The organism is Salibaculum sp. (genome assembly GCF_035270045.1).
Classification (GTDB): Bacteria; Pseudomonadota; Alphaproteobacteria; order Rhodobacterales; family Rhodobacteraceae; genus Salibaculum.
In genome coordinates, this window is record NZ_DATFIP010000059.1 from 20,062 (window position 1) to 39,601 (window position 19,540).

Genomic DNA, 19,540 nt, shown 5'->3' on the forward strand with positions numbered 1-19,540 from the left:
GCCCGGTCACCTGCGGCTCGCTCATTTCAGCCCCTTTTCGCGCGTTCGAGTTGCGCCATGACCGCGGGAGCGTCGGCCTGGTACTTGACCAGGTGCTTGTCCCCGGAACGGGTGACGACCTGAACCGCCGAACCGAGCCGGCGCACCTTCTCGATTTCGCGCAGCGCGATGTCGCGGCCGGCCGGGCCCAGCAGGCGCCGATCGGTCAGGTCCCAGCGCACGCCCATCTCGTCGCTCATGACATACCAGCCGCGCAGGGCGATTGCCGCGAGCCCCCCGATGGCACCGGTCCAGACATGCGGGTTGCCGATGGCCCAGAGCACGCCCATGCCCGCCAGCATCGCAACCACCGCCATCCAGGCCATGTCGCGCCAGTAGGTCATGCGGTCGGCGGTGAAACTGGCCTTAACCTTTTCGTTCGGGGCCAGGTCGACCGTTGGTGTCAGTTGATAGTCGGTCATGCCCCCACCCAGATCATCATGCCGACGACAAGGAACAGAACCAGCAGCGCCAGCGCCGCGATCCGCCCCGACATGGCCGCGTCCGAGGGACGCTTGACCGGAGGAGCATCCGCGATGGACCCCGGTGCGGCAACGGATTGCAGGGGCGGGCGCAGCGTGAAATTCGGCGTCTCGGTATAGCGGCCGACCAGCGTCAGCGGCGCCTTCGGCTCCAGCCGGTCGATGCCATCCGCCAGCGCGCCCGAAAGGACCAGCAGCACCGGCCCCCTCAGCGCGTCGAGCCGCGCGCGGTCGGGGTCCACGCTGGACGCGTCCATTCCGTTGGCCTCGACAAGGTAATCGCTCAGTCCGTAATCGGCCATGGTCTCGGCCATGAATAGTTCCACGTGCGACGGGGCCAGCCGCCCCGCGCCCACTGCCTGCTCCAGCCGAGAGTCGCGGTCGGTCCCTGGAGCGTCATCCGCGCCTCGAAACTCCTCCAGGTCCGCCTCGGGCAGGTCCGCGGTGAAGACCCAGACGGAGCGCACCCCGGCGGCCGGTATGGCCAGTTGGTCGGTCATGACGCCTCCTGCGCGACGGTGTTGATCGCCCGCGCAAGTGCGGGCCTGTCGGGAGCATAAGACAGCCGCAGCCGCCGGCGCGCACCGCGACGGCAGGTCACACGGACGCCGTTGCCGCGCGGCACGGCCCTGTCCACATCCTTCATCGCGATCTCTTCGCCCTCTTGCAACACGATACGCCGGGATGTGATCCAGGCGCGGTGACGCCCCAGCCGAAACCGCTCTTGCAAGAGGATCATGCAGGTCAGAAAGAAGGGCACGGCGGGCCAGAAACTGTCGGGGAAGACCGCCGCAAAGCCCGCGGCCGGCAACAAGGTCAGCCCCAGCAGCACAAGCGCGGTCAGTTGGAAAGACCGCAGAGACGGCACGTGATCGAAGATCACTTCTTCCCCCTCGTGCAGGACCGGGCCGGTACCGCCACTGGCCGTCACGCCATCACCCCTGCGGCCCGTGCCCCGCGGCGGGCGCGCAGGTTGCGGGCCAGCAGGTCCATGGCCGCCATGCGCACGGCGACGCCCATCTCGACCTGTTCCTGGATCACGCTGCGATTGATATCATCGGCGATGGTGCCGTCGATCTCGACCCCGCGGTTCATGGGCCCCGGGTGCATGACGATGGCGTCGTCCTTGGCATGGGCCAGTTTCAAGGCATCCAGCCCGTAGCGATGGAAATACTCACGTTCCGAGGGGATGAAGCCACCGTCCATGCGCTCGCGCTGAAGCCGCAGCATCATGACAACGTCGACGTCGCGCAGGCCCTCGGCCATGTCGTGGTACACCTCGACACCGAAATCCTCGACCTGGGCAGGCATCAGAGTGGGTGGGCCGACAAGGCGGATGCGGTTCTCCATCTTGCCCAGCAACAGGATGTTGGAGCGCGCCACACGGCTGTGCGCGATATCGCCGCAAATGGCGATGGACAGCCGGTGGAGCCGGCCATGGTGGCGGCGTATTGTCAGCGCGTCCAGCAGCGCCTGGGTGGGGTGTTCGTGGCGCCCGTCCCCGGCATTGAGCACCGCGCACTCGACCTTCTGCGACAGCAGGTCGACGGCGCCCGAATGCGGATGGCGCACCACCAGAAGGTCCGGCCGCATGGCATTCAGCGTCAAGGCCGTATCGACCAACGTCTCGCCCTTCTTCACCGAACTGGCCTGCATCGCCATGTTCATCACGTCTGCGCCCAGTCGGGTCCCTGCGATCTCGAAGCTGGCCTGGGTGCGCGTGGAATTCTCGAAAAACATGTTGATCTGGGTCAGCCCTTCCAGCACGTCGCGATGGGCACGGCCCTGGCGATTGTGCTGTGCATACTGGTCGGCAAGGTCCAGAAGCACGGTGATATCCGCCGGCGAGAGATGCTCGATCCCCAGAAGATGCTCCGCGCGGAAGGTCATGGCGTCTTCCCCTTGTCCGTGCCGTGGGCGTGGCTGTGGCGGTTATAGGTGCGCCCCGCCCCGGGGGCAAGCAGCATGGCTTTTGCCCGGCCCCCGGCGGGGGTAGAGTGGCGCCATGGAATCGGCACTGGATTACTGGACCGCGAAAGCGCTTCTCGATTGGCAGATCGAGATGGGCGCTGACGAAGCCATCCAGGACAAGACGGTGAACCGCTATGAGCTGGCCGGCACCGCGCCGCGATCCGCGGACGCACCGCAAGAGGTGACGCCGCAACCGCCGACCGATGCGCCCCGCGCCGAGCCCGGGAGCGCCCCGCCCCCCGTGGACGCCATCGCCGCCGCGCGCGAGGCCGCGCGCGCGGCGCAGGACCTCGCGGGTCTGCGCGCGGCCATGGCAGACTTCGACCACTGCGATCTCAAGGCCGGGGCGCGCAATCTTGTCTTTGCCGACGGGATCGCCGGCGCGCCGGTGATGATCCTGGGTGAGGCCCCGGGCCGCGACGAGGATCGCGAGGGCCTGCCTTTCGTGGGGCGGGCGGGCCAGTTGCTCGACCGGATGCTGGCGGCCATCGACCGCGGCCGCGACCGCACCGAGGCCCCGGTCTATATTACCAACATCCTTCCCTGGCGGCCGCCGCAGAACCGCACGCCGGACAAGACGGAAATCGCCATGATGCTGCCCTTCGTGGAGCGCCACATCCAAATGGCAGCGCCGAAAATTCTTGTGCTCATGGGCAACACGCCCTGCCAGGCGCTGTTGGGCCGGTCCGGCATCACCCGGATGCGCGGGCACTGGGCGCGGGCGCTGGACCTGCCCGTTCTGCCCATGTTCCACCCGGCCTACCTGCTGCGCACCCCTGCGGCCAAGCGCGAAGCCTGGGCCGACCTGCTGACGCTCAGGGCCCGCCTGAAGGATCCGACATGAGCCGCATCGACGACACGCGAGACTTCATTCCTCTCCGCATAGCCGTGCTGACGGTCAGCGACACGCGCTCGCTGGACCAGGACCGCTCGGGCCAGACCCTTGTCGACCGGCTGACGGGCGCGGGGCACGTTCTGGCCGACCGCCGCATCGTCAAGGATGACCGTGCCACCATCGCGGACGTTCTGCGCGGCTGGGTCACCGACCCACGGGTCGACGTCGTCATCTCGACCGGCGGCACCGGCCTTACGGGGCGCGACGTGACGGTCGAAGCCCACCGAGAAGTCTATGAAAAGGAGATCGACGCCTTCGGCACGGTTTTCACCATTGTCTCGATGAACAAGATCGGGACCAGCGCAATCCAGTCGCGCGCCACGGGCGGTGTGGCTGGGGGCACGTACCTGTTCGCCCTGCCGGGCAGCACCGGTGCCTGCAAGGATGCCTGGGACGAAATCCTGGCATATCAGCTGGACTATCGCCACCGGCCCTGCAACTTCGTGGAGATTTCCCCGCGGCTGGAGGAAGGCAATCGACGGAAATGAGCAGCCCGCGCGTAGCAGTGTAAATCCGCCGCATGTGATCGGAACCGGTCCTGACGGCGTAGAACTCAATATTGTTTGGGCCGCGAAGGACCGGCCCAGTCGCAGTGATCCAGAGAGGGGCACATGCAGTTTCTTCGCCGCAGCCTTGTCGGCATCTTCCTTCTGGCGCTTACGCTCGCGCTCTTTGCCTGGGCGGGCAATACCGTGCGGCTTGCCGTGCAGGAGCGCATGAACGCCGAACCCCGCAGCTTTGAACAACGCGAGCGGGTCCTGTCAGTCAACGTGGTCGAGGTGCAGCCGAAAACCATCGCGCCCGAGCTGACCCTTTTCGGCGAGTTGGAGAGCGCCCGCACGCTGGACCTGCGCGCCGTTGCGGGCGGCACGGTGCTCGAGGTATCCGAGAATTTCCGCGACGGTGGCCGGGTCGAAGCGGGCGAGTTGCTCGTGCGGATCGATCCCAGCGATGCCCGCGCGGCGCTCGCGCGAAGCCGCGCCGACATGCAGGATGCGCAGGCCGAACTACGCGACGCCGAACGGGCATTGACCCTTGCAAGCGATGAGCTGGCCGCCGCCGAGGACCAGGCCGAATTGCGCCGTCGCGCCCTGGCACGCCAGCGCGACCTGGCCGACCGCGGCGTGGGCACCGCCGCGGCGGTCGAGACCGCCGAACTGGCCGTCTCGACCGCAGAACAAGCTGTTCTGTCGCGCCGCCAGGCCCTTGCCCAGGCCGAGGCGCGCGTCGACCAGGCACGCACCCGGCTGGACCGCGCGGGGATCGACCTCGACGAGGCCGAGCGCACCGTGGCCGACACCGAGATCCACGCCGCATTCGCCGGGTCGCTGGCCGAGGTCACAGCCTCGCCCGGAATCCGTGCGACGGCCAACGAACGACTGGGCCAGTTGATCGACCCGAACCGGCTGGAAGTCTCGTTTCGACTGTCCACGTCGCAATATTCCCGGCTGCTGGAAGCCGACGGGACAGCCGTGGGTGCGCAGGTCACCGTCTCGCTCGCCGTCGAGGGGCTGAACCTGACGGCCGGGGGAACCGTCACCCGCGAAAGTGCGCTTGTGGGCGAGGGACAGACCGGGCGCGTGCTCTTTGCCACGCTGGAGGACACCGCCGGGATGCGGCCGGGCGATTTCGTCACGGTCTCGGTTATGGAACCACCGCTGGACGGCGTCGCGCTGGTGCCCGCCACGGCCGTGGCCGCCGACGATACAGTGCTGGTTCTGAACGCCGAGAACCGCCTGGCCGAAGCGCCGGTGACCCTGTTGCGCCGCCAAGGGGACAACGTGATCATCCGCGCGCCCGACCTGGCCGGGCAGCGCATCGTCGCGGAACGCTCGCCCCTGCTCGGCTCGGGCATCAAGGTGCAGCCCCTGAACCTGGACCGCACCTCGGCTGCACCGGCCGAACCGCAGGTGATCGCCCTTGATCCCGAGCGCCGCGCAAAGCTGGTGGCCTTCGTCGAGGGCAGCCCGATGCCGGACGAGGCCAAGGCCCGGGTTCTGTCTCAACTGGAACAGGAGGAGGTGCCCGCCGACGTCGTCACCCGCCTGGAAACCCGGATGGGAGGCTGATCCATGGCGACGCGCACCCCGGTCGGAGGACTTCTGTCCTACTTCACCCGCCATGCCACGCTGGCCAACCTCTTGCTGATCCTGCTGCTGGCCGCCGGGATCACCGCCTTTCCCAAGATGCGGGCGCAGTTCTTTCCAGATGTGATCATCGACAGCGTCTCTGTGTCCGTGCGCTGGGACGGGGCCGGGGCCGAGGACGTGGACGCCGCCATCGTGCAACTGATGCAGCCCGCTTTGATGGCGGTCGAGGGTGTGGCCGAAACCAGTTCTACCTCGCGCGAGGGCAGCGCCCGGATCACCCTGGACTTCGAGCCTGGCTACGATATGGCCAAGGCAACCGAGGACACCCAGCTGGCCGTGGACACGATCAGCAACCTGCCCGAGGACGCCGAGGAGCCGGAGGTGCGCCGCGGCACCTGGTCAGACCGCGTGACGGACGTGGTCATCACCGGCCCCGTGGGGGTGGACCAACTGGGCCGTTTCGCCGATGAACTGGTCACGCGGCTTTTCGCCGAGGGCGTGACCGGCACCACGATCCGCGGCGTCGCCGCGCCCTCGACCATCGTCGAGGTGCCGTCACTTTCGCTGATCCGGCACGACGTGACCATGGCCCAGATATCCGAGGCCATCGCCGAAGAGGTGAGCACCGACCCGGCCGGCGATGTGTCCGGTTCGGCCCGCGTGCGAACCGGCGTGGCCAAGCGCAGCGCCGACGAGATCGCCGGGATCGTGCTGCGCTCGGACCCCGACGGAAGCAAGCTGACCATCGGTGACGTGGGCACGGTTCTTGTCGAGGGTGTGGACCGCGAACGCGCCTACTTCGTGGGCGAGGACCCGGCAATCACCGTGCGCGTCGACAGATCGGCCCGCGGCGACGCCATCGAGATACAGCAAAAGGTCGAAGAGGTCGCTGCCGCCATGGAGGCGACCCTGCCCGAAGGCACCAGCGTCGACCTGATCCGGGCGCGGGCCGACTATATCACCGGGCGCCTGGACATCCTCTACAGCAACGGGCTGCTGGGGCTGGGTCTGGTTGTGGGCCTTTTGTTCCTGTTCCTGAACGCACGTACCGCTTTCTGGGTGGCCGCCGGTATCCCCGTGGCCATGTCGGCCGCGATCGCGCTGATGTTGGTGGCGGGCCTGACGATCAACATGATCTCGCTTTTTGCACTGATCATCACGCTGGGCATCGTGGTCGACGACGCCATCGTGGTGGGCGAACACGCCGACGCGCGCCACCGCTTGGGCGAACCCCCGGCAGTGGCTGCCGAGAACGCGGCCCGGCGCATGTTCCAGCCGGTCTTCTCGGCCACGTTGACCACCATCATCGCCTTCATGGGGCTGGTGGCCGTGGGCGGCCGTTTCGGCGACCTGATCGCCGACATTCCCTTCACCGTGATCGTGGTGCTCGTGGCGTCGCTGGTGGAGTGCTTCCTGATCCTGCCGCACCACATGTACAAGTCGCTGGAGAAATCATCGGGCACCGCCTGGTACGACCTGCCCTCGCGGGTGGTGAATCGCGGCTTCGTCTGGGTGCGCAGCACTCTTTTCCGCCCACTGATGGCAGGTGTGATCTGGGCACGCTACCCGGTCATGGCGGGGCTTTTCGTCGTGCTGGCCAGCCAGGTCGCGCTTTTCGTCAAGGGCGACGTGCAATGGCGCTTCTTCAACGCCCCCGAACAGGGGTCGGTCACCGGCAATTTCGCCATGCTGCCCGGCGCGACACGCGCTGACACGCTGGAGATGATGCGCCGCATGCAGGAATCGACAGAGGCGCTGGGCAAGGAATACGCTGACGAACACGGCAACAATCCACTGGACTATGTCATCGCCGAGATCGGCGGCAATGCCGGACGCGGGCTGTCGGGCGCGGAGACCAAGGATGCAGACCAGCTGGGGTCGATCTCGATCGAACTTATCGACGCCGACCTGCGCCCCTATTCCAGCTTCGCTTTCGTGGCCGACCTGCAGGATCGCGTCAGTCGCCATCCCATGGTGGAAACGGTCAGCTTCCGGTCCTGGGCCAGCGGCCCGGGGGGCGATGACATCGACATCCAGCTCTACGGCGCGGATTCGGAGACGCTCAAGGCCGCGGCCGAGGACCTGAAATCCGAACTGGGGCAATTCTCCGAGGTCTCGGCACTGGAGGACAGCCTGTCTTACGACAAGGAGGAGCTGGTCCTCGAACTGACGCCGCAGGGCCAGGCGCTGGGCTTTTCCATCGACGGGCTGGGCCGCGTCCTGCGCGACCGGCTGGGCGGGATCGAGGCAGCGACCTATCCGATGGGCGCCCGCAGCGCCGAGATTCGCGTGGAACTGCCCAAGGGCGAGCTGACGGCGGATTTCCTCGATCGCACCCAGATGCGCAGCCCAGACGGCAATTACGTGCCGCTGGCCGATCTCGTCACGGTCGACACGCGCACGGGCTTTTCGACCGTGAACCGCGAGAATGGCATCCAGCTGATCACCGTGAGCGGCGACCTGTCAGACGACGACGCCGAACGCGCCGCCGAGGTCACGCGCCTGATCGAGGAGCAGATCCTGCCCGATGTCCGGACACGCTACAACGTGGACACCTCTCTGTCGGGACTGGCCGAACAGGAAAACGAGTTCCTCAACGATGCCCGCACCGGGCTGATCCTGACACTGACAGGTATCTTCCTGACGCTGGCCTGGATCTTTTCCAGCTGGACAAGGCCGCTGATCGTCATGGCGATCATTCCCTTCGGTCTGGTCGGCACGATCTACGGCCACTACCAGTGGGGCATCCCGATGAGCATGTTCACCGTCGTGGGCCTGCTGGGCATGACCGGGATCATCATCAACGATTCCATCGTGCTCGTGACCACGATCGACGAACACGCGAAAACGCGCGGGATGATCCCGGCCATCATCGACGGCACCAGCGACCGCCTGCGCCCGGTCCTTCTGACCACTATGACCACGGTGCTGGGCCTGATGCCGCTGCTCTACGAAGGGTCGAGCCAGGCCGAGTTCCTCAAGCCCACGGTCATCACGCTGGTCTACGGGCTGGGCTTCGGCATGGTGCTGGTGCTGATCGTCGTCCCTGCCCTGCTGGCCATTCAGGAAGATATCGCAAACCAGGTGCGGGCGGCCAAGCGCGCGCTGCGCGCGGGGCAGGGCGCGATCCGCTGGCCAAGCTGGCTGGGCGCGGCGGGGGCCGCGGCGGCCTTTGCCGGGCTTGTGGTGCCGGTGCTGGCCTCGGGCCGCGCCCTGCCGCCACTGGCCGAGACCCTGCCAATGTTGAACGGAACCCCCCTTGCACTGGCCGCTTTCGCGGCGCTGACCCTGGCCTGGCTTGGGTTGGTTTACCTGTTGACGATGCTGTTTCTGGGACTGCGTGGCGCGCGGCGCGATCAGTCGGCACCGCAGCCCTGAATATCCACGGCCGTGCCGCCGCCAAAGACGGTGATCCGGATGTCGGAACGATCGAGCGCGAAGGCACCGCCCTCGACCTGAACCATGTCGGCCTGCGCGATCAGCACATCGCCCGCGCGCCGGGTCTCGGGTTGCGATATCCAGATGTCCGGGCGGCCCGCCTCGATCACGACGCTTTCCTGCCGGCCGATCGGGGGCATTTCGATGCGGGCGGTCACGGCCATGCCGTCGGACTCCGGTTCCAGGCCACATCGGACAGTCTCGACCCCGGCCTCGGCGGCGGTGCGCGGGAGGTCAAGCAGCGCCGCCGCGATCCGGGGGTTGCGGCTGCCCTGCTCGGGCAGCACGGCATCGAACCCGACCTGCACCGGCACGCAGATATCCTCGCAAACGCCCAGTTGCACCTGCGCCACGGCGCGGGCCGGACCCGTGCCCTCGGCGAGGTCGAATTCCATCGGGATCACCACGCGGTCGCTGTAGACGATCGACCGCATGCCGTTCGACCACCAGACCCGTGGCACCGGCCAATGAAAGGCAACACCCGCGATATTCTCGGACCCCGACCAATCGAACAGTGGCGGAATCCCCGCGTCACCCGGCGCACGCCAGTAGGTCTTCCACCCCGGTGCCAGAGTGATTTCCAGTCCTGCCATGTGGCGGCCGTCCTCCATCCGCCAACCAGACAACGCCCGGACCGACACCATATCGCTGACAGGATCGGACCAGAGCGGGGTGGCGGCCAAGAGGATCGGCGGCAGGGAGGCGGCAAATCGGATCATGCCTTCTAGATACGCAGTAGCCCGCGAATGGAAAGTCACGTTTGGGTCAGCCCGAGGTTCGCGAGGCCTTGCGCGTGGCGCCCGCGCACCACATCATTGTTCCATGACTCCAGAACCCGACGACCTGACCGGACAATTGCTGATCGCCATGCCCGGCATGGGCGATCCGCGCTTCGCGAATTCCGTCATCTACGTCTGCGCCTATTCAGGCGACGGAGCGATGGGCCTTATCGTGAACAAGCCCGCCCCCGAACTGAGGTTTTCCGAACTGCTGGAGCAGATGGAGATCGGACCCGAAACCCTCGCCTCCGACGCGCCCGACGTGCGGGTGCACTTCGGCGGGCCGGTCGAGACGGCGCGCGGTTTCGTGCTTCATTCGAGCGATTTCATATCACCAGAGGGAACGATCACCGTGGGCAGCGGCGTGGCCATGACCGCGACGCTGGACGTTATCGAAGCGCTCGCCAAGGGCGAGGGCCCGCGCCGCAGCCTTCTGGCGCTCGGCTATTCCGGCTGGGGACCGGGACAGCTTGAATCAGAGATCGCGCAGAATGGCTGGCTGACTGTTTCGGCCTCGGACGACATCCTGTTCGGGCGTGCCAACGAACACAAATGGACTGCCGCGCTGAAACGGCTGGGAATCAATCCGCTGACCCTGTCGGATACCGCCGGGCACGCCTAACGGGGCGCGGCCGCCCGGCGCAGCCGGTCGTTAATCGCCCGGCCCAACCCCGTCTCGGGAACCGGGGCCACGGCGATGCGTTCCGCGCCCATCCGGTTCAACTCGTGAAGCCGCGCGAAGAGGTTTGCCGCCGCCTCGACAAGGTCTCCGCTGGCCGACAGCGTCAGGTCTCCGGGTACATCACCGAAACCAAGCATCGTCTCCCCCGGTTCCGCCGCGGCCGCATTCAGGCGCACCGCGCCCTTCGGCGCATAGTGCGAGGCCAGTTGTCCGGGGGAAATCGGCTGGCCGGCCTCGCCGCCGACGAACAATCCCATCCCAAGGCAGGCCTCCAATGCCTCGGAGGGGATGCCACCGGCGCGCAGCAACACCGGGTCGGGCAGGACGCCGACGATGGTGCTTTCTACGCCCACGGTACTGGCGCCGCCATCCACGACAGCGGCGATCCGGCCCGACAGGCCCTCCAGCACGTGGCTTGCCCGGGTGGGGCTGACCTGCCCCGACGGATTGGCCGAGGGCGCAGCCAGCGGCCCGGTGCGGCGCAGAAGGTCGCGCGCCACCGGATGGGCGGGAACCCGGACACCCAGCGTGGCCAGCCCCGCGGTGACCAGCGGCGAAATCCCCGAGTCCGGCCTGATCGGCAGAACCAACGTCAACGCACCTGGCCAGAAGTCCTGCGCCAATCGTACGGCCTCGGGCGGCATCGCGACCAGCGCGCTGGCCTGTTCGGTATCGGCAACATGGACGATCAACGGGTTGAAAGTCGGGCGCCCCTTGGCGTGATAGAGCCGCGCGACGGCTTCATCATCTCTCGCATCGACGGCCAGCCCGTAGACCGTTTCCGTGGGGATCGCGACCAGCCCGCCCGCTGCCAGCAGTGCCGCGGCGCGGTCCAGCCCGGCAGCGTCGGCGGTCAGGTGCTCGGTTTCTGTCCCGGGGGGCTGGGCGGTCATGACGTGGCGTTTCGGTTGCGGCAGGGTTCCGGCGTATTAGCGTATCGCAAGGGTCCGGTCGCCTTACCCGGCCCCCGCCGCGAATCCAAGCATCATCGCAGAGAGGTCCCGATGCCCTATCAGAGCCCCGTCCAGGAAATGCGCTTTCTCCTCGACAAGGTGGCGGGCTTCGAGGCGGTCCGCGCCACGGACCGTTTCGCCGAGGCCACCCCCGACATGGTCGAGGCGATCCTCACCGAGGCCGGCAAGATGTGCGACGAGGTGCTGGCGCCACTGCAGCGGGCGGGCGACCTGCACCCTGCCATGCTGGACAACGGAGTTGTCCGCACGCCGCCGGGCTTTGCCGAGGGCTATCGCGCCATTGCCGAGGGCGGCTGGATAGGCATGTCCGCCCATCCCGACAATGGCGGGCTGGGCCTGCCCATGACGCTGACAAACGCGGTCAACGACATGATGTGCGGGGCCTGCCTGGCGTTGCAGATGAACCCGCTGATGACCCAGGGCCAGATCGAGGCGCTGGAACACCACGCCGACACGGAAATCAAGGCGATCTACCTGCCGAAACTGATTTCAGGCGACTGGTGCGGCACCATGAACCTGACCGAGCCGCAGGCCGGGTCCGACGTGGGGGCCCTGCGCACACGCGCCGAGCCGAACGGCGATGGCACCTACGCGCTCACTGGCCAGAAGATCTATATCACCTGGGCCGACAATGACTTCACCGAGAACGTCTGCCACCTTGTTCTGGCGCGCCTGCCGGATGCTCCCAAGGGGACCCGGGGCATAAGCCTGTTCATGGTCCCCAGGAGGATTCCCGACAAGGACGGCAATCCGGGTGCGCGCAATTCCCTGCGCGTGGTCAGCCTTGAACACAAGATGGGTCTGCACGGCTCGCCCACCGCCGTGATGGATTACGATGGCGCCACTGGCTGGCTGGTGGGCGAACCCCAGGGCGGCATGGCAGCCATGTTCACCATGATGAACAACGCGCGCCTGGGCGTGGGCACCCACGGAATCGGCGTGGCCGAGGGCGCCTATCAGCAGGCCCTGGCCCATGCGAAGGACCGCAAGCAGGGCAAGACCGGCGGCACCGGCGCCATCGTCGAACACCCTGACGTGCGCCGAATGCTGGCCACGATGAAGGCGGATACCTTTGCCGCCCGCGCCCTCGCCTTTGCCAATGCCGTGGCGATCGACCTTGGCACGGCGACGGAGGATCCCGCGTGGCAGGCGCGCGCCGCGCTTCTGACACCCATCACCAAGACCTTCGGCACCGAGACGGGCATCCGCGTGGCCGAACTGGGCGTGCAGGTGCACGGTGGCATGGGCTATATCGAGGAAACCGGCGCCGCACAGTATTGTCGGGACGTGCGCGTTTCGGCGATCTACGAGGGGACCAACGGGATTCAGGCGATCGACCTGGTCGGGCGCAAGATGTCAGACGGGGGCGAAGCCGCCATCGCCATGATCGACGAGATCTGCGAGGGGGCCGACGCCGCCAAGGGCGCCCTGCCCGACCTGGCCCGCGATGTCTACGAGGCCGCCGAGACCCTGCGCGAGTCCGTGGAATGGCTGGGCGCCCGCGAGATGGACGACCGCCTGGCCGGGGCGGTCCCCTTCCTGATGGGCTTCGCCCGGGTGCTTGGCGGGCACTACCACCTGTCGGCGGCAAGACATGGCGACGACGGCCACGCGCGGCTGGCCCGGTTCTACATCACACGCCTGCTGCCTGAACACGCCGCCCATCTGGCCGAGGCCCGCGCAGGGGCGGCAGACCTCATGTCACTGACGCTTGACGACCTGGGCGCCTGATGGTCTGTCCGTGGCCATGAACAAGGCCATGACTGGCATCAGGTACCCGTGGGACACCGCCCCCGATCACGGCGTGGCGACCGAGATCGCCGAGGGCGTGCTCTGGCTGCGCCTGCCGCTGCCCATGGCGCTGGATCACGTTAACGTCTACGCGCTGGACGATGGCGACGGCTGGACGGTGATCGACACCGGCTTTGACAGCCGCAAGTCGCGCGGAATCTGGGACTCAATCCTTGCCGGCCCGCTCGCAGGCAAGCCCGTCACCCGTGTCATATGCACCCATCACCACCCCGACCACATGGGCCTGGCCGGCTGGTTCCAGGAGGCGGGCGCGGAGCTGGCGATGCCGCGCACCGGCTGGCTCATGGCGCGGATGCTGCAACTTGACGAACAGCCCGCCTACCCGGCCCGGTCGATTACCTTTTACCAGCGTGCCGGGATGGACCCGGCGGTGCTGGAAGCGCGCCGCGCCGAACGCCCCTTCAATTTCGCCGATTGCACCCACCCGCTGCCGCTGGGCTTTACCCGCCTGCAAGAGGGGCAGGTGATCCGCATCGGCGGACGCGATTGGGATATCCGGATGGGCAACGGCCACGCGCCGGAACAGGCAACCTTATGGTCGCGCGATGACGACCTCGTGCTGTCGGGCGACCAGTTGCTGCCCTCGATCAGCCCCAATATCGGGGTCTACCCGACCGAACCCGAGGCCGATCCGCTGGCCGAATGGCTGGACAGCTGCGCCCGGTTCCAGGACCACGCCGAGACCAGCCACCTCGTGCTGGGCGGTCACAAGCTGCCCTTCATCGGGCTGCCATTGCGGTTGACGCAATTGATCGACAACCACCACGGCGCGCTGGCCCGCCTGATGGGCCACCTGTCCGAGCCGCGCCGCGCCGGTGACTGCTTCCTGCCGATCTTCAAGCGCGAGATTTCCGGCAGCCAGTACGGGTTGGCCCTGGTCGAGGCACTGGCCCATCTCAATAACCTTTACCAGACCGGCCGCGTCACCCGCGAACTGCGCGAAGACGGCGCCTGGTGGTTTCAGGCCCGCCGAGGTCACACCGGAACGCGCGGCGGATCGGTGCAACCCGCGGTCAATCCTGTCTGAACGGGGCTGACAGGGTCACCGGAATGGGCTACATGCCGTCTTGATAGCAGTTGCACACCCGAGGATCCGACATGGCACAGCACAAGCATGGTGAAATGGACACCACCGAACACGAAAAGACCTTTCAGGGATTCGTGACCTTCACGGTGCGGACCACCATCGCGATCATCGTGGTGCTGATCTTTCTCGCGCTGATCGGCGCCTGACCGGCCCGTATCGCAGATGGACCGGCGCAAATTTCTCCTGACCGCGCCACTGGCGCTGGCGGCCTGCGGCGCACCGCGAGTCTGGGCTCCGGATGAATTTGTTGCCGCCAAGGCCTACACGCACCCCGGCCCCAAGTCGCTGACGCTTTACACCATGCGCAACACCGGCAGCGACAACGGCGCCCACACGGGGCTGCTGATCAATGCCAGCCAGCGCGTCCTGTGGGACCCGGCCGGCACCTTCGGCCACGACTCGATCCCCGAACGCAACGACGTTCACTATGGTATCACCCCGCGGATCGAGCAGTTCTACATCTCCTACCATTCGCGGATCACCTATTACACGCAGATCCAGCACGTCGAGGTCCCGCCCGCAACCGCTGCGCTGGCCTTGCGCCTGGTTCAGGAGAACGGACCGACGCCCAAGTCGTTCTGCACCGTTCACACCTCTCGCATGCTGGCGCAGTTGCCGGGGTTCGGGTTCATACGCACCACCCTCTTCCCCAATAACCTGGCCGACCAGTTCGCCAGAGTGCCGGGCGTGCAGACGCGCGAATACCGCGAGACCGACAGCGACGACAAGTCCGTCGCCGCCGCGCGCATCGACGCGGCTATCCAGACAGACCCGTAAGCCAAAGCAGACCGTATAGCGTGACCGCCCCGGCGCCGATGGCCGCCAGCACGTTGCGCGCGAAGTATCCGACCACCACCGTCGCCACGGCCGCGGCGAACCGCGGGCCGTCGGGGTCACCACCCGTCGCCCCGGGCCAGAGCACGAGCGGCGCCACCAGCCCCGGCAGGACCGCCACCGCCGTGTAGCGAAGGTGCCGCAGCACCCATTCGGGCAGGTCCGCACCGCCCAGCAAACCCAGGAAGGAAAACCGCAGCAGGAAGGTGCCGATGCCTATTGCCAGGATAATGATCCAGATCGTCGCGTCGCTCATGCCGCAGCCCTTCGGGCCTGCCACAGCTCGATCCGCGCGCCCACAGCCATGGCCGCCAGCGCCGCGACCAGCAGGCCGAGATTGTAGGGAACCCCCGCCAGCAGCAACGCCAGCGCGACCGAGGTGAACCCGGCCGCCAAGTGCGCCGCCGTCCGCATCATGGGCCCGATCAGGGCCAGGAAACAGATCGGCATCGCGAAATCCAGCGCCATCCAGGCCGGCACCCCCTCGCCCAGCCAGAGCCCAAGCGCGGTCATCGCCACCCAGCCCGGCGCGATCGGCGTGACCACCCCGAAGAAAAAGGCCATGCGCTGCGCGACCGTCCACTGCGGATATTGTTCAAAACGCACGGCGGAACAGGCAAAGCTCTGGTCCACGTTCACATAGGCGGCCAGGGCCCGCTGCCACAAAGGTGCCGCGCCAAGCCAGGGCGCCAGCCAGGCCGAATACATCGCCATGCGCAGATTGACCGCCAGCGCGGTGGCCACCACGATCAGGATCGGTGCGTTGTCCATGATCAATTGCAGGGCCGCGAATTGCGCCGCCCCCGCGAAGACCACGGTGGAAAAGGCCATGGCCTGCGGCACGCTGAGACCCGACTCGGCGGCCACCACCCCGAAGAGCAACCCGAAAGGCCCCGCGACCAGCAGGAAGGGCAGCGCATCGCGGATGCCCATCAGGTAGGTGTTTTTCGGCTTGGATCGGGCCACGGGACTGACCTATGGTTCAAGGCAATACGGTCGCGTATCGCGCTGCAGGGAGCATGGCAACCGATGACACAGCCGCTGGGCGTGATACTCGCGGGCGGACGCGGCACCCGGATGGGCGGCCGGGACAAGGCCATGGTGAGGCTGGGTGGAGAGACGCTTTTGCAGCGCGCCGTGGATCGGCTGGCCCCGCAGGTTGCCGCGCTGGCGGTGAACGCCAATTCCCGGCTCGCGACGGACCTGACGCAGCTGGCCGACGGTATCACCGGGCACGCCGGACCGCTCGCCGGTATTCTGGCCGCGCTGGACTGGGCCGCGGCCATGGGCGCGCGGCATGTCGTGACCGTGCCCGTGGATGTGCCGTTCTTTCCCTGCGACCTTGTTCCGCGCCTGCTGCTGGCGGGGGAAAGCCACCCGGTGGGTCTGGCCATCGCGGCCGCCGAGGACGGGCTGCATCCGACATTCGGCCTCTGGCCGGTGGACCTGCGACCTGACCTGTCCGCGGCACTGGAAAACGGGGTGCGAAAAGTGACCGACTGGACCGGTGAATACGGTGCGGCGCAGGCGCATTTCCCCGCGACCGAGCCTTCGTCGTTTCTCAACGTGAACCGGCCCGAGGACCTGGCGCGGGCCGAGGCGGCGCTGGCCGCCTCGCAATGACGCCGGCGCGCGGCTTTTCAGAGGACGAGCGGCCGCGCATCGCCGCGCTCTACTGGGGGGCCTTCGGCGACAAGCTGGGCCGGGTCATGGGCCCGCGGCGGCGGGCGCTGGTCTTCCTGCAGGACGCGATGGACCCGACCCACGCGCTGACGATGCGCGACGGGTCGGGGCGCATCCAGGGCCTGGTAGGGTTCAAGACCTACCGAGGCGCCTTCGTGGGCGGCCACATCAGCGACATGGTCCGGCACTACGGCCGGCTGGGCGGCCCGCTGCGCGCCGGCGCGCTGAGCCTGCTGGAACGCGAGGTCGAGAACCACCGCTTCGTCATGGACGGGATCATCGTCGCCCCCGAGGCACGCGGACAGGGCATCGGCACCGCCCTGCTGGACGCCATCGCGCAGGAGGCCGCCGACCGGGGGTTCTCGGAACTTCGACTGGACGTGATCGACAGCAATCCGCGCGCTCGCGCGCTCTACGAACGGCAGGGCTTCGTTGTCGGGGGAGAGCACCGGCTGGGCCTGCTGCGGTACGTCTTCGGCTTTCGCTGTGCCACGACGATGATCCGCCGCGTGGGCTGAGCCGCCGACGCCACCCTGCGCACCCCGATCCGCGCGACGCGCCGCCCTGCTGTCCCGCGCGCACCCACCGACATGGCCCCCAAGGGTCGCCACTTGGCCGGACCCACTTACGGCAGCTTTGCGCTGGGAGCCGGCTTTGCAAAGCGGCATCATAGCTGACAACCTTGCGGCATGGAGCAGACATTGGCTCGAGCCGCGCATCGCCGACGCGCGCGGTGGCGAAGCTGCGTTGGGTCTGAGCACTTTATGTCAGCCAAGTCCGAAAAGAACCGGAATGATTCGCGCCGCCCGGCCAAATCGCCGCCGCGTAGGGGCGCGTCGGCGATGCGCGGCGGCCTTCGGCCTTGTTCCGCGCGGAGATTGTCCGAGGCGGGCTCAAACCCGAACACCCGCGGCATCGTCGGCGCATGTCTTTTTCGGGCTGGCAGCGGTCATCCGACGCGCTTGCCCAAGGAAGCTGAACGGGTGGTCGGCCCGCCGCTTTGCCCCGGCATCTGCTGTCCGGCGGCGCCGCCTAGTCGAACGCCCCCGTCACCCGCCCCAGCAGCATGAAGGCGCGGGCGGTGCGCGTCTCTGCCAAGGCGACGATTTCCTCGTCGCTGGCTTGTTGCTCGAACCCTTCCAGCATCTGGTCGAACTTGCGCAGGAAGTGATGCGCGGCGTCGCGAAAGATCGTGTCCTCGCGCATCCGCCCGGCCGTCAGCGCCAGCGACGAGCGGTCTCGCACCCCACCCAAGGCGGCCACGGGTTTGCCCCGCTCACCACGCGCGAATCGGCGCCAGAACTCGGGGCGCGCCCGGTCGGGGCGAAGGTCGTCCATGTAGATGCCGTCCTGGCTGAGCAGTGTCAGCACATCCTGGCTGGCCTGGATCAACTGGCGCGCGGTATGATCCTTCAGCGCGCGGCGCAGCGCGGCGAAGCCGACCTCGTCATCCTCGGTATCGGGGAAATTCAGCGCCAGGATCAGGTCCGAACGCTGCACCGGCGGGGTCATGTCCTCGGCGCTGGTGCCCAGGGCTAGCGTCGGCTGATCGTCCCCGCCCGGCCTCGGGCCAGGGGTCAACGGCGCCGCTGACGGGGCCGGCCGGGCCGACGTGAACGTCGCCAGCGTCGTCTCGGTCTTCTGCGCGGCCTGCGCGATCTCGTTGAGCTTCTTTTCCACCGTCGAATCCACGCCCGACGCACCACGGGCCTGGCGGTCGGCGACATAGGTCTGGCGCATGGCGTCCACGGCCGCCTGGAGGCGCCGCGATTCCTCGCGCACGATACGGGCAGAACGCATGGCAATGGCCGCAACCCAGATCACCGCGACAGGCAGGAAGACCGCCAGCAGCGTCATGACAAATGCAACGGTGTCCAGGCCATCGCCGCCGCTGTCGGTGGGCAGCACGACGAAGAACAGGGCCGAGGCTGCCAGCCAGCCCAGGCTGAGTAGTCCAGCGATGATCTCGACCGCCGAGACGCGCAGCCCCTCGGGCTTTTCCCCCGCTTGAAGGGCCACGTCGGCCTGGGTTGGGCGGTTCGCCATGCTGCGGGTCTCCGGCCCTAGAGGTAGGAAATGCTGAGGATCTCGTAGCTGCGGTCCCCCCCGGGCGTGCGCACCTCGACGCTGTCGCCTTCTTCCTTGCCGATCAGGGCGCGGGCGAGCGGCGACTTGATGTTAAGCCGCCCGGCCTCCAGGTCGGCCTCGTATTCGCCGACGATCTGGTAGGTTTTTTCCGCATCGGTATCCTCGTCCACGATCCCGACAGTGGCGCCGAACTTGATCGCGCCCGACATCCGGGCCGGGTCGATCACGTCGGCCAGCGACATGACACCTTCAAGTTCCTTGATGCGGCCCTCAATGAAGGACTGCTTCTCCTTGGCAGAATGATACTCGGCATTTTCGGACAGATCGCCATGCTCGCGGGCCTCGGCGATCGCCTTGATGATGGCAGGGCGCTCCTCGCTCTTGAGCTGCTTGAGCTCGGCCTGGAGCTTGTCGTAGCCGGCACGGGTCAGCGGTATCTTTTCCATCGGTCCGTCCTGAAAAGCGTGAAACTTGAAGTGAGCGTTCATAACCCCTTGGCCCACCGAGCCTCAAGGGGTGTCTCCTGCGGCAACCCTCGCCTTTCAGAATATGCGGTGATGGCGTCACCGCAAGCCCCTGCACGGGTCGCAGCGCGACAATTTAACGTCGTGTCTCGATTGCCCCGGAATGGCTGGTCCGATAACCAAGTTGGGCAAGATTGCGTGCACGACAGGGGAGCCTAGGTC

21 protein-coding genes are annotated in these 19,540 nt (G+C 67.3%); 11 read left to right on the forward strand and 10 right to left on the reverse strand.

Going from position 1 to position 19,540, the window contains the following annotated elements:
- Positions 1-26: 26 nt before the first annotated feature.
- Genes VJ897_RS10305 through VJ897_RS10320 form a run of 4 tightly spaced genes read right to left on the reverse strand, consistent with a single transcriptional unit; the run spans position 27 to position 2,411 of the window.
- Complete coding sequence (locus tag VJ897_RS10305) at positions 27-461, reverse strand: hypothetical protein (RefSeq protein ID WP_324055528.1); 435 nt, start codon at positions 459-461, stop codon at positions 27-29.
- Positions 458-1,021 carry a hypothetical protein gene (locus VJ897_RS10310; RefSeq protein ID WP_324055529.1) on the reverse strand — a complete coding sequence of 188 codons (564 nt, stop codon included), beginning with the start codon at positions 1,019-1,021 and terminating at the stop codon, positions 458-460. The genes VJ897_RS10305 and VJ897_RS10310 overlap by 4 nt, the downstream gene beginning before the upstream one ends.
- The gene (locus VJ897_RS10315; protein ID WP_324055530.1) at positions 1,018-1,452 is read right to left on the reverse strand and encodes a hypothetical protein; all 435 of its coding nucleotides are present in this window, start codon (positions 1,450-1,452) and stop codon (positions 1,018-1,020) included. The genes VJ897_RS10310 and VJ897_RS10315 overlap by 4 nt, the downstream gene beginning before the upstream one ends.
- Complete coding sequence (locus VJ897_RS10320) at positions 1,449-2,411, reverse strand: aspartate carbamoyltransferase catalytic subunit (RefSeq protein WP_324055531.1); 963 nt, start codon at positions 2,409-2,411, stop codon at positions 1,449-1,451. Before VJ897_RS10320 ends, VJ897_RS10315 begins: the two co-directional genes overlap by 4 nt.
- A 115-nt stretch (positions 2,412-2,526) precedes the next feature.
- On the opposite strand from VJ897_RS10320, the gene VJ897_RS10325 reads away from it, so the two are divergent.
- The 4 genes from VJ897_RS10325 (at position 2,527) to VJ897_RS10340 (ending at position 8,855) form a co-directional block, all read left to right on the forward strand.
- On the forward strand, positions 2,527-3,336 hold the full coding sequence (locus VJ897_RS10325) for a uracil-DNA glycosylase (protein WP_324055532.1): 810 nt from the start codon (positions 2,527-2,529) through the stop codon (positions 3,334-3,336).
- A complete protein-coding gene (gene moaB, locus VJ897_RS10330) occupies positions 3,333-3,875 on the forward strand; it encodes a molybdenum cofactor biosynthesis protein B (protein WP_324055533.1) in 543 nt (180 codons plus the stop codon). Before VJ897_RS10325 ends, moaB begins: the two co-directional genes overlap by 4 nt.
- A gap of 123 nt (positions 3,876-3,998) precedes the next feature.
- Complete coding sequence (locus VJ897_RS10335; RefSeq protein ID WP_324055534.1) at positions 3,999-5,456, forward strand: efflux RND transporter periplasmic adaptor subunit; 1,458 nt, start codon at positions 3,999-4,001, stop codon at positions 5,454-5,456.
- A gap of 3 nt (positions 5,457-5,459) precedes the next feature.
- Positions 5,460-8,855 carry an efflux RND transporter permease subunit gene (locus VJ897_RS10340; protein WP_324055535.1) on the forward strand — a complete coding sequence of 1,132 codons (3,396 nt, stop codon included), beginning with the start codon at positions 5,460-5,462 and terminating at the stop codon, positions 8,853-8,855.
- Here the strand turns inward: VJ897_RS10340 and VJ897_RS10345 are convergent.
- A complete protein-coding gene (locus tag VJ897_RS10345) occupies positions 8,834-9,634 on the reverse strand; it encodes a protein-disulfide reductase DsbD domain-containing protein (protein WP_324055536.1) in 801 nt (266 codons plus the stop codon). The genes VJ897_RS10340 and VJ897_RS10345 overlap by 22 nt on opposite strands.
- A gap of 103 nt (positions 9,635-9,737) precedes the next feature.
- Here VJ897_RS10345 and VJ897_RS10350 point away from each other — a divergent pair, with 103 nt between their 5' ends.
- A complete protein-coding gene (locus tag VJ897_RS10350; RefSeq protein ID WP_324055537.1) occupies positions 9,738-10,316 on the forward strand; it encodes a YqgE/AlgH family protein in 579 nt (192 codons plus the stop codon).
- Here the strand turns inward: VJ897_RS10350 and VJ897_RS10355 are convergent.
- On the reverse strand, positions 10,313-11,269 hold the full coding sequence (locus VJ897_RS10355) for an L-threonylcarbamoyladenylate synthase (RefSeq protein ID WP_324055538.1): 957 nt from the start codon (positions 11,267-11,269) through the stop codon (positions 10,313-10,315). The genes VJ897_RS10350 and VJ897_RS10355 overlap by 4 nt on opposite strands.
- A 111-nt stretch (positions 11,270-11,380) precedes the next feature.
- Between VJ897_RS10355 and VJ897_RS10360 the strand changes: the two genes are divergently transcribed.
- The 4 genes from VJ897_RS10360 (at position 11,381) to VJ897_RS10375 (ending at position 15,026) form a co-directional block, all read left to right on the forward strand.
- Positions 11,381-13,081 carry an acyl-CoA dehydrogenase gene (locus VJ897_RS10360; protein ID WP_324055540.1) on the forward strand — a complete coding sequence of 567 codons (1,701 nt, stop codon included), beginning with the start codon at positions 11,381-11,383 and terminating at the stop codon, positions 13,079-13,081.
- Between the two features lie 16 nt (positions 13,082-13,097).
- Entirely contained in the window at positions 13,098-14,189 is a 1,092-nt protein-coding gene (locus VJ897_RS10365; protein ID WP_324055541.1) for an MBL fold metallo-hydrolase, read from the forward strand.
- 71 nt (positions 14,190-14,260) lie between these two features.
- Positions 14,261-14,395: an aa3-type cytochrome c oxidase subunit IV gene (locus VJ897_RS10370; protein WP_324055542.1), complete on the forward strand. Its 135-nt coding sequence runs from the start codon at positions 14,261-14,263 to the stop codon at positions 14,393-14,395.
- A gap of 16 nt (positions 14,396-14,411) precedes the next feature.
- Positions 14,412-15,026 (forward strand): hypothetical protein, encoded by a 615-nt coding sequence (locus tag VJ897_RS10375; RefSeq protein ID WP_324055543.1) that lies wholly within the window; start codon positions 14,412-14,414, stop codon positions 15,024-15,026.
- Here VJ897_RS10375 and VJ897_RS10380 read toward each other — a convergent pair.
- Both VJ897_RS10380 and VJ897_RS10385 read right to left on the reverse strand, forming a co-directional pair.
- The gene (locus tag VJ897_RS10380; protein ID WP_324055544.1) at positions 15,007-15,339 is read right to left on the reverse strand and encodes a branched-chain amino acid transport AzlD family protein; all 333 of its coding nucleotides are present in this window, start codon (positions 15,337-15,339) and stop codon (positions 15,007-15,009) included. The two genes, VJ897_RS10375 and VJ897_RS10380, sit on opposite strands and share 20 nt — an antisense overlap.
- Positions 15,336-16,049, reverse strand: coding sequence for an AzlC family ABC transporter permease (locus tag VJ897_RS10385; RefSeq protein WP_324055545.1), 714 nt, complete (start codon positions 16,047-16,049; stop codon positions 15,336-15,338). Before VJ897_RS10385 ends, VJ897_RS10380 begins: the two co-directional genes overlap by 4 nt.
- 63 nt (positions 16,050-16,112) lie before the next feature.
- Between VJ897_RS10385 and mobA the strand changes: the two genes are divergently transcribed.
- Together mobA and VJ897_RS10395 are read left to right on the forward strand one after the other, a co-directional pair.
- Positions 16,113-16,706 carry a molybdenum cofactor guanylyltransferase MobA gene (gene mobA, locus VJ897_RS10390; protein WP_324055546.1) on the forward strand — a complete coding sequence of 198 codons (594 nt, stop codon included), beginning with the start codon at positions 16,113-16,115 and terminating at the stop codon, positions 16,704-16,706.
- Complete coding sequence (locus tag VJ897_RS10395; protein WP_324055547.1) at positions 16,703-17,284, forward strand: GNAT family N-acetyltransferase; 582 nt, start codon at positions 16,703-16,705, stop codon at positions 17,282-17,284. Before mobA ends, VJ897_RS10395 begins: the two co-directional genes overlap by 4 nt.
- Positions 17,285-17,798: 514 nt before the next feature.
- On the opposite strand, the gene VJ897_RS10400 is transcribed toward VJ897_RS10395, so the two are convergent.
- On the reverse strand, positions 17,799-18,812 hold the full coding sequence (locus VJ897_RS10400; RefSeq protein WP_324055549.1) for a hypothetical protein: 1,014 nt from the start codon (positions 18,810-18,812) through the stop codon (positions 17,799-17,801).
- Between the two features lie 17 nt (positions 18,813-18,829).
- Positions 18,830-19,300: a transcription elongation factor GreA gene (greA, locus tag VJ897_RS10405; RefSeq protein ID WP_324055551.1), complete on the reverse strand. Its 471-nt coding sequence runs from the start codon at positions 19,298-19,300 to the stop codon at positions 18,830-18,832.
- Positions 19,301-19,540 lie beyond the last annotated feature (240 nt).

Excerpts from the sequence above, each read along its gene's own strand:
- VJ897_RS10305 (WP_324055528.1), bottom strand. The coding sequence starts at position 461 with ATGACCGACTATCAACTGACACCAACGGTCGACCTGGCCCCGAACGAA.
- VJ897_RS10310 (WP_324055529.1), bottom strand. The coding sequence starts at position 1,021 with ATGACCGACCAACTGGCCATACCGGCCGCCGGGGTGCGCTCCGTCTGG.
- VJ897_RS10320 (WP_324055531.1), bottom strand. The coding sequence starts at position 2,411 with ATGACCTTCCGCGCGGAGCATCTTCTGGGGATCGAGCATCTCTCGCCG.
- VJ897_RS10325 (WP_324055532.1), top strand. The coding sequence starts at position 2,527 with ATGGAATCGGCACTGGATTACTGGACCGCGAAAGCGCTTCTCGATTGG.
- moaB (WP_324055533.1), top strand. The coding sequence starts at position 3,333 with ATGAGCCGCATCGACGACACGCGAGACTTCATTCCTCTCCGCATAGCC.
- VJ897_RS10335 (WP_324055534.1), top strand. The coding sequence starts at position 3,999 with ATGCAGTTTCTTCGCCGCAGCCTTGTCGGCATCTTCCTTCTGGCGCTT.
- VJ897_RS10340 (WP_324055535.1), top strand. The coding sequence starts at position 5,460 with ATGGCGACGCGCACCCCGGTCGGAGGACTTCTGTCCTACTTCACCCGC.
- VJ897_RS10345 (WP_324055536.1), bottom strand. The coding sequence starts at position 9,634 with ATGATCCGATTTGCCGCCTCCCTGCCGCCGATCCTCTTGGCCGCCACC.
- VJ897_RS10350 (WP_324055537.1), top strand. The coding sequence starts at position 9,738 with ATGACTCCAGAACCCGACGACCTGACCGGACAATTGCTGATCGCCATG.
- VJ897_RS10355 (WP_324055538.1), bottom strand. The coding sequence starts at position 11,269 with ATGACCGCCCAGCCCCCCGGGACAGAAACCGAGCACCTGACCGCCGAC.
- VJ897_RS10360 (WP_324055540.1), top strand. The coding sequence starts at position 11,381 with ATGCCCTATCAGAGCCCCGTCCAGGAAATGCGCTTTCTCCTCGACAAG.
- VJ897_RS10365 (WP_324055541.1), top strand. The coding sequence starts at position 13,098 with ATGAACAAGGCCATGACTGGCATCAGGTACCCGTGGGACACCGCCCCC.
- VJ897_RS10370 (WP_324055542.1), top strand. The coding sequence starts at position 14,261 with ATGGCACAGCACAAGCATGGTGAAATGGACACCACCGAACACGAAAAG.
- VJ897_RS10375 (WP_324055543.1), top strand. The coding sequence starts at position 14,412 with ATGGACCGGCGCAAATTTCTCCTGACCGCGCCACTGGCGCTGGCGGCC.
- VJ897_RS10380 (WP_324055544.1), bottom strand. The coding sequence starts at position 15,339 with ATGAGCGACGCGACGATCTGGATCATTATCCTGGCAATAGGCATCGGC.
- mobA (WP_324055546.1), top strand. The coding sequence starts at position 16,113 with ATGACACAGCCGCTGGGCGTGATACTCGCGGGCGGACGCGGCACCCGG.
- VJ897_RS10395 (WP_324055547.1), top strand. The coding sequence starts at position 16,703 with ATGACGCCGGCGCGCGGCTTTTCAGAGGACGAGCGGCCGCGCATCGCC.
- VJ897_RS10400 (WP_324055549.1), bottom strand. The coding sequence starts at position 18,812 with ATGGCGAACCGCCCAACCCAGGCCGACGTGGCCCTTCAAGCGGGGGAA.
- greA (WP_324055551.1), bottom strand. The coding sequence starts at position 19,300 with ATGGAAAAGATACCGCTGACCCGTGCCGGCTACGACAAGCTCCAGGCC.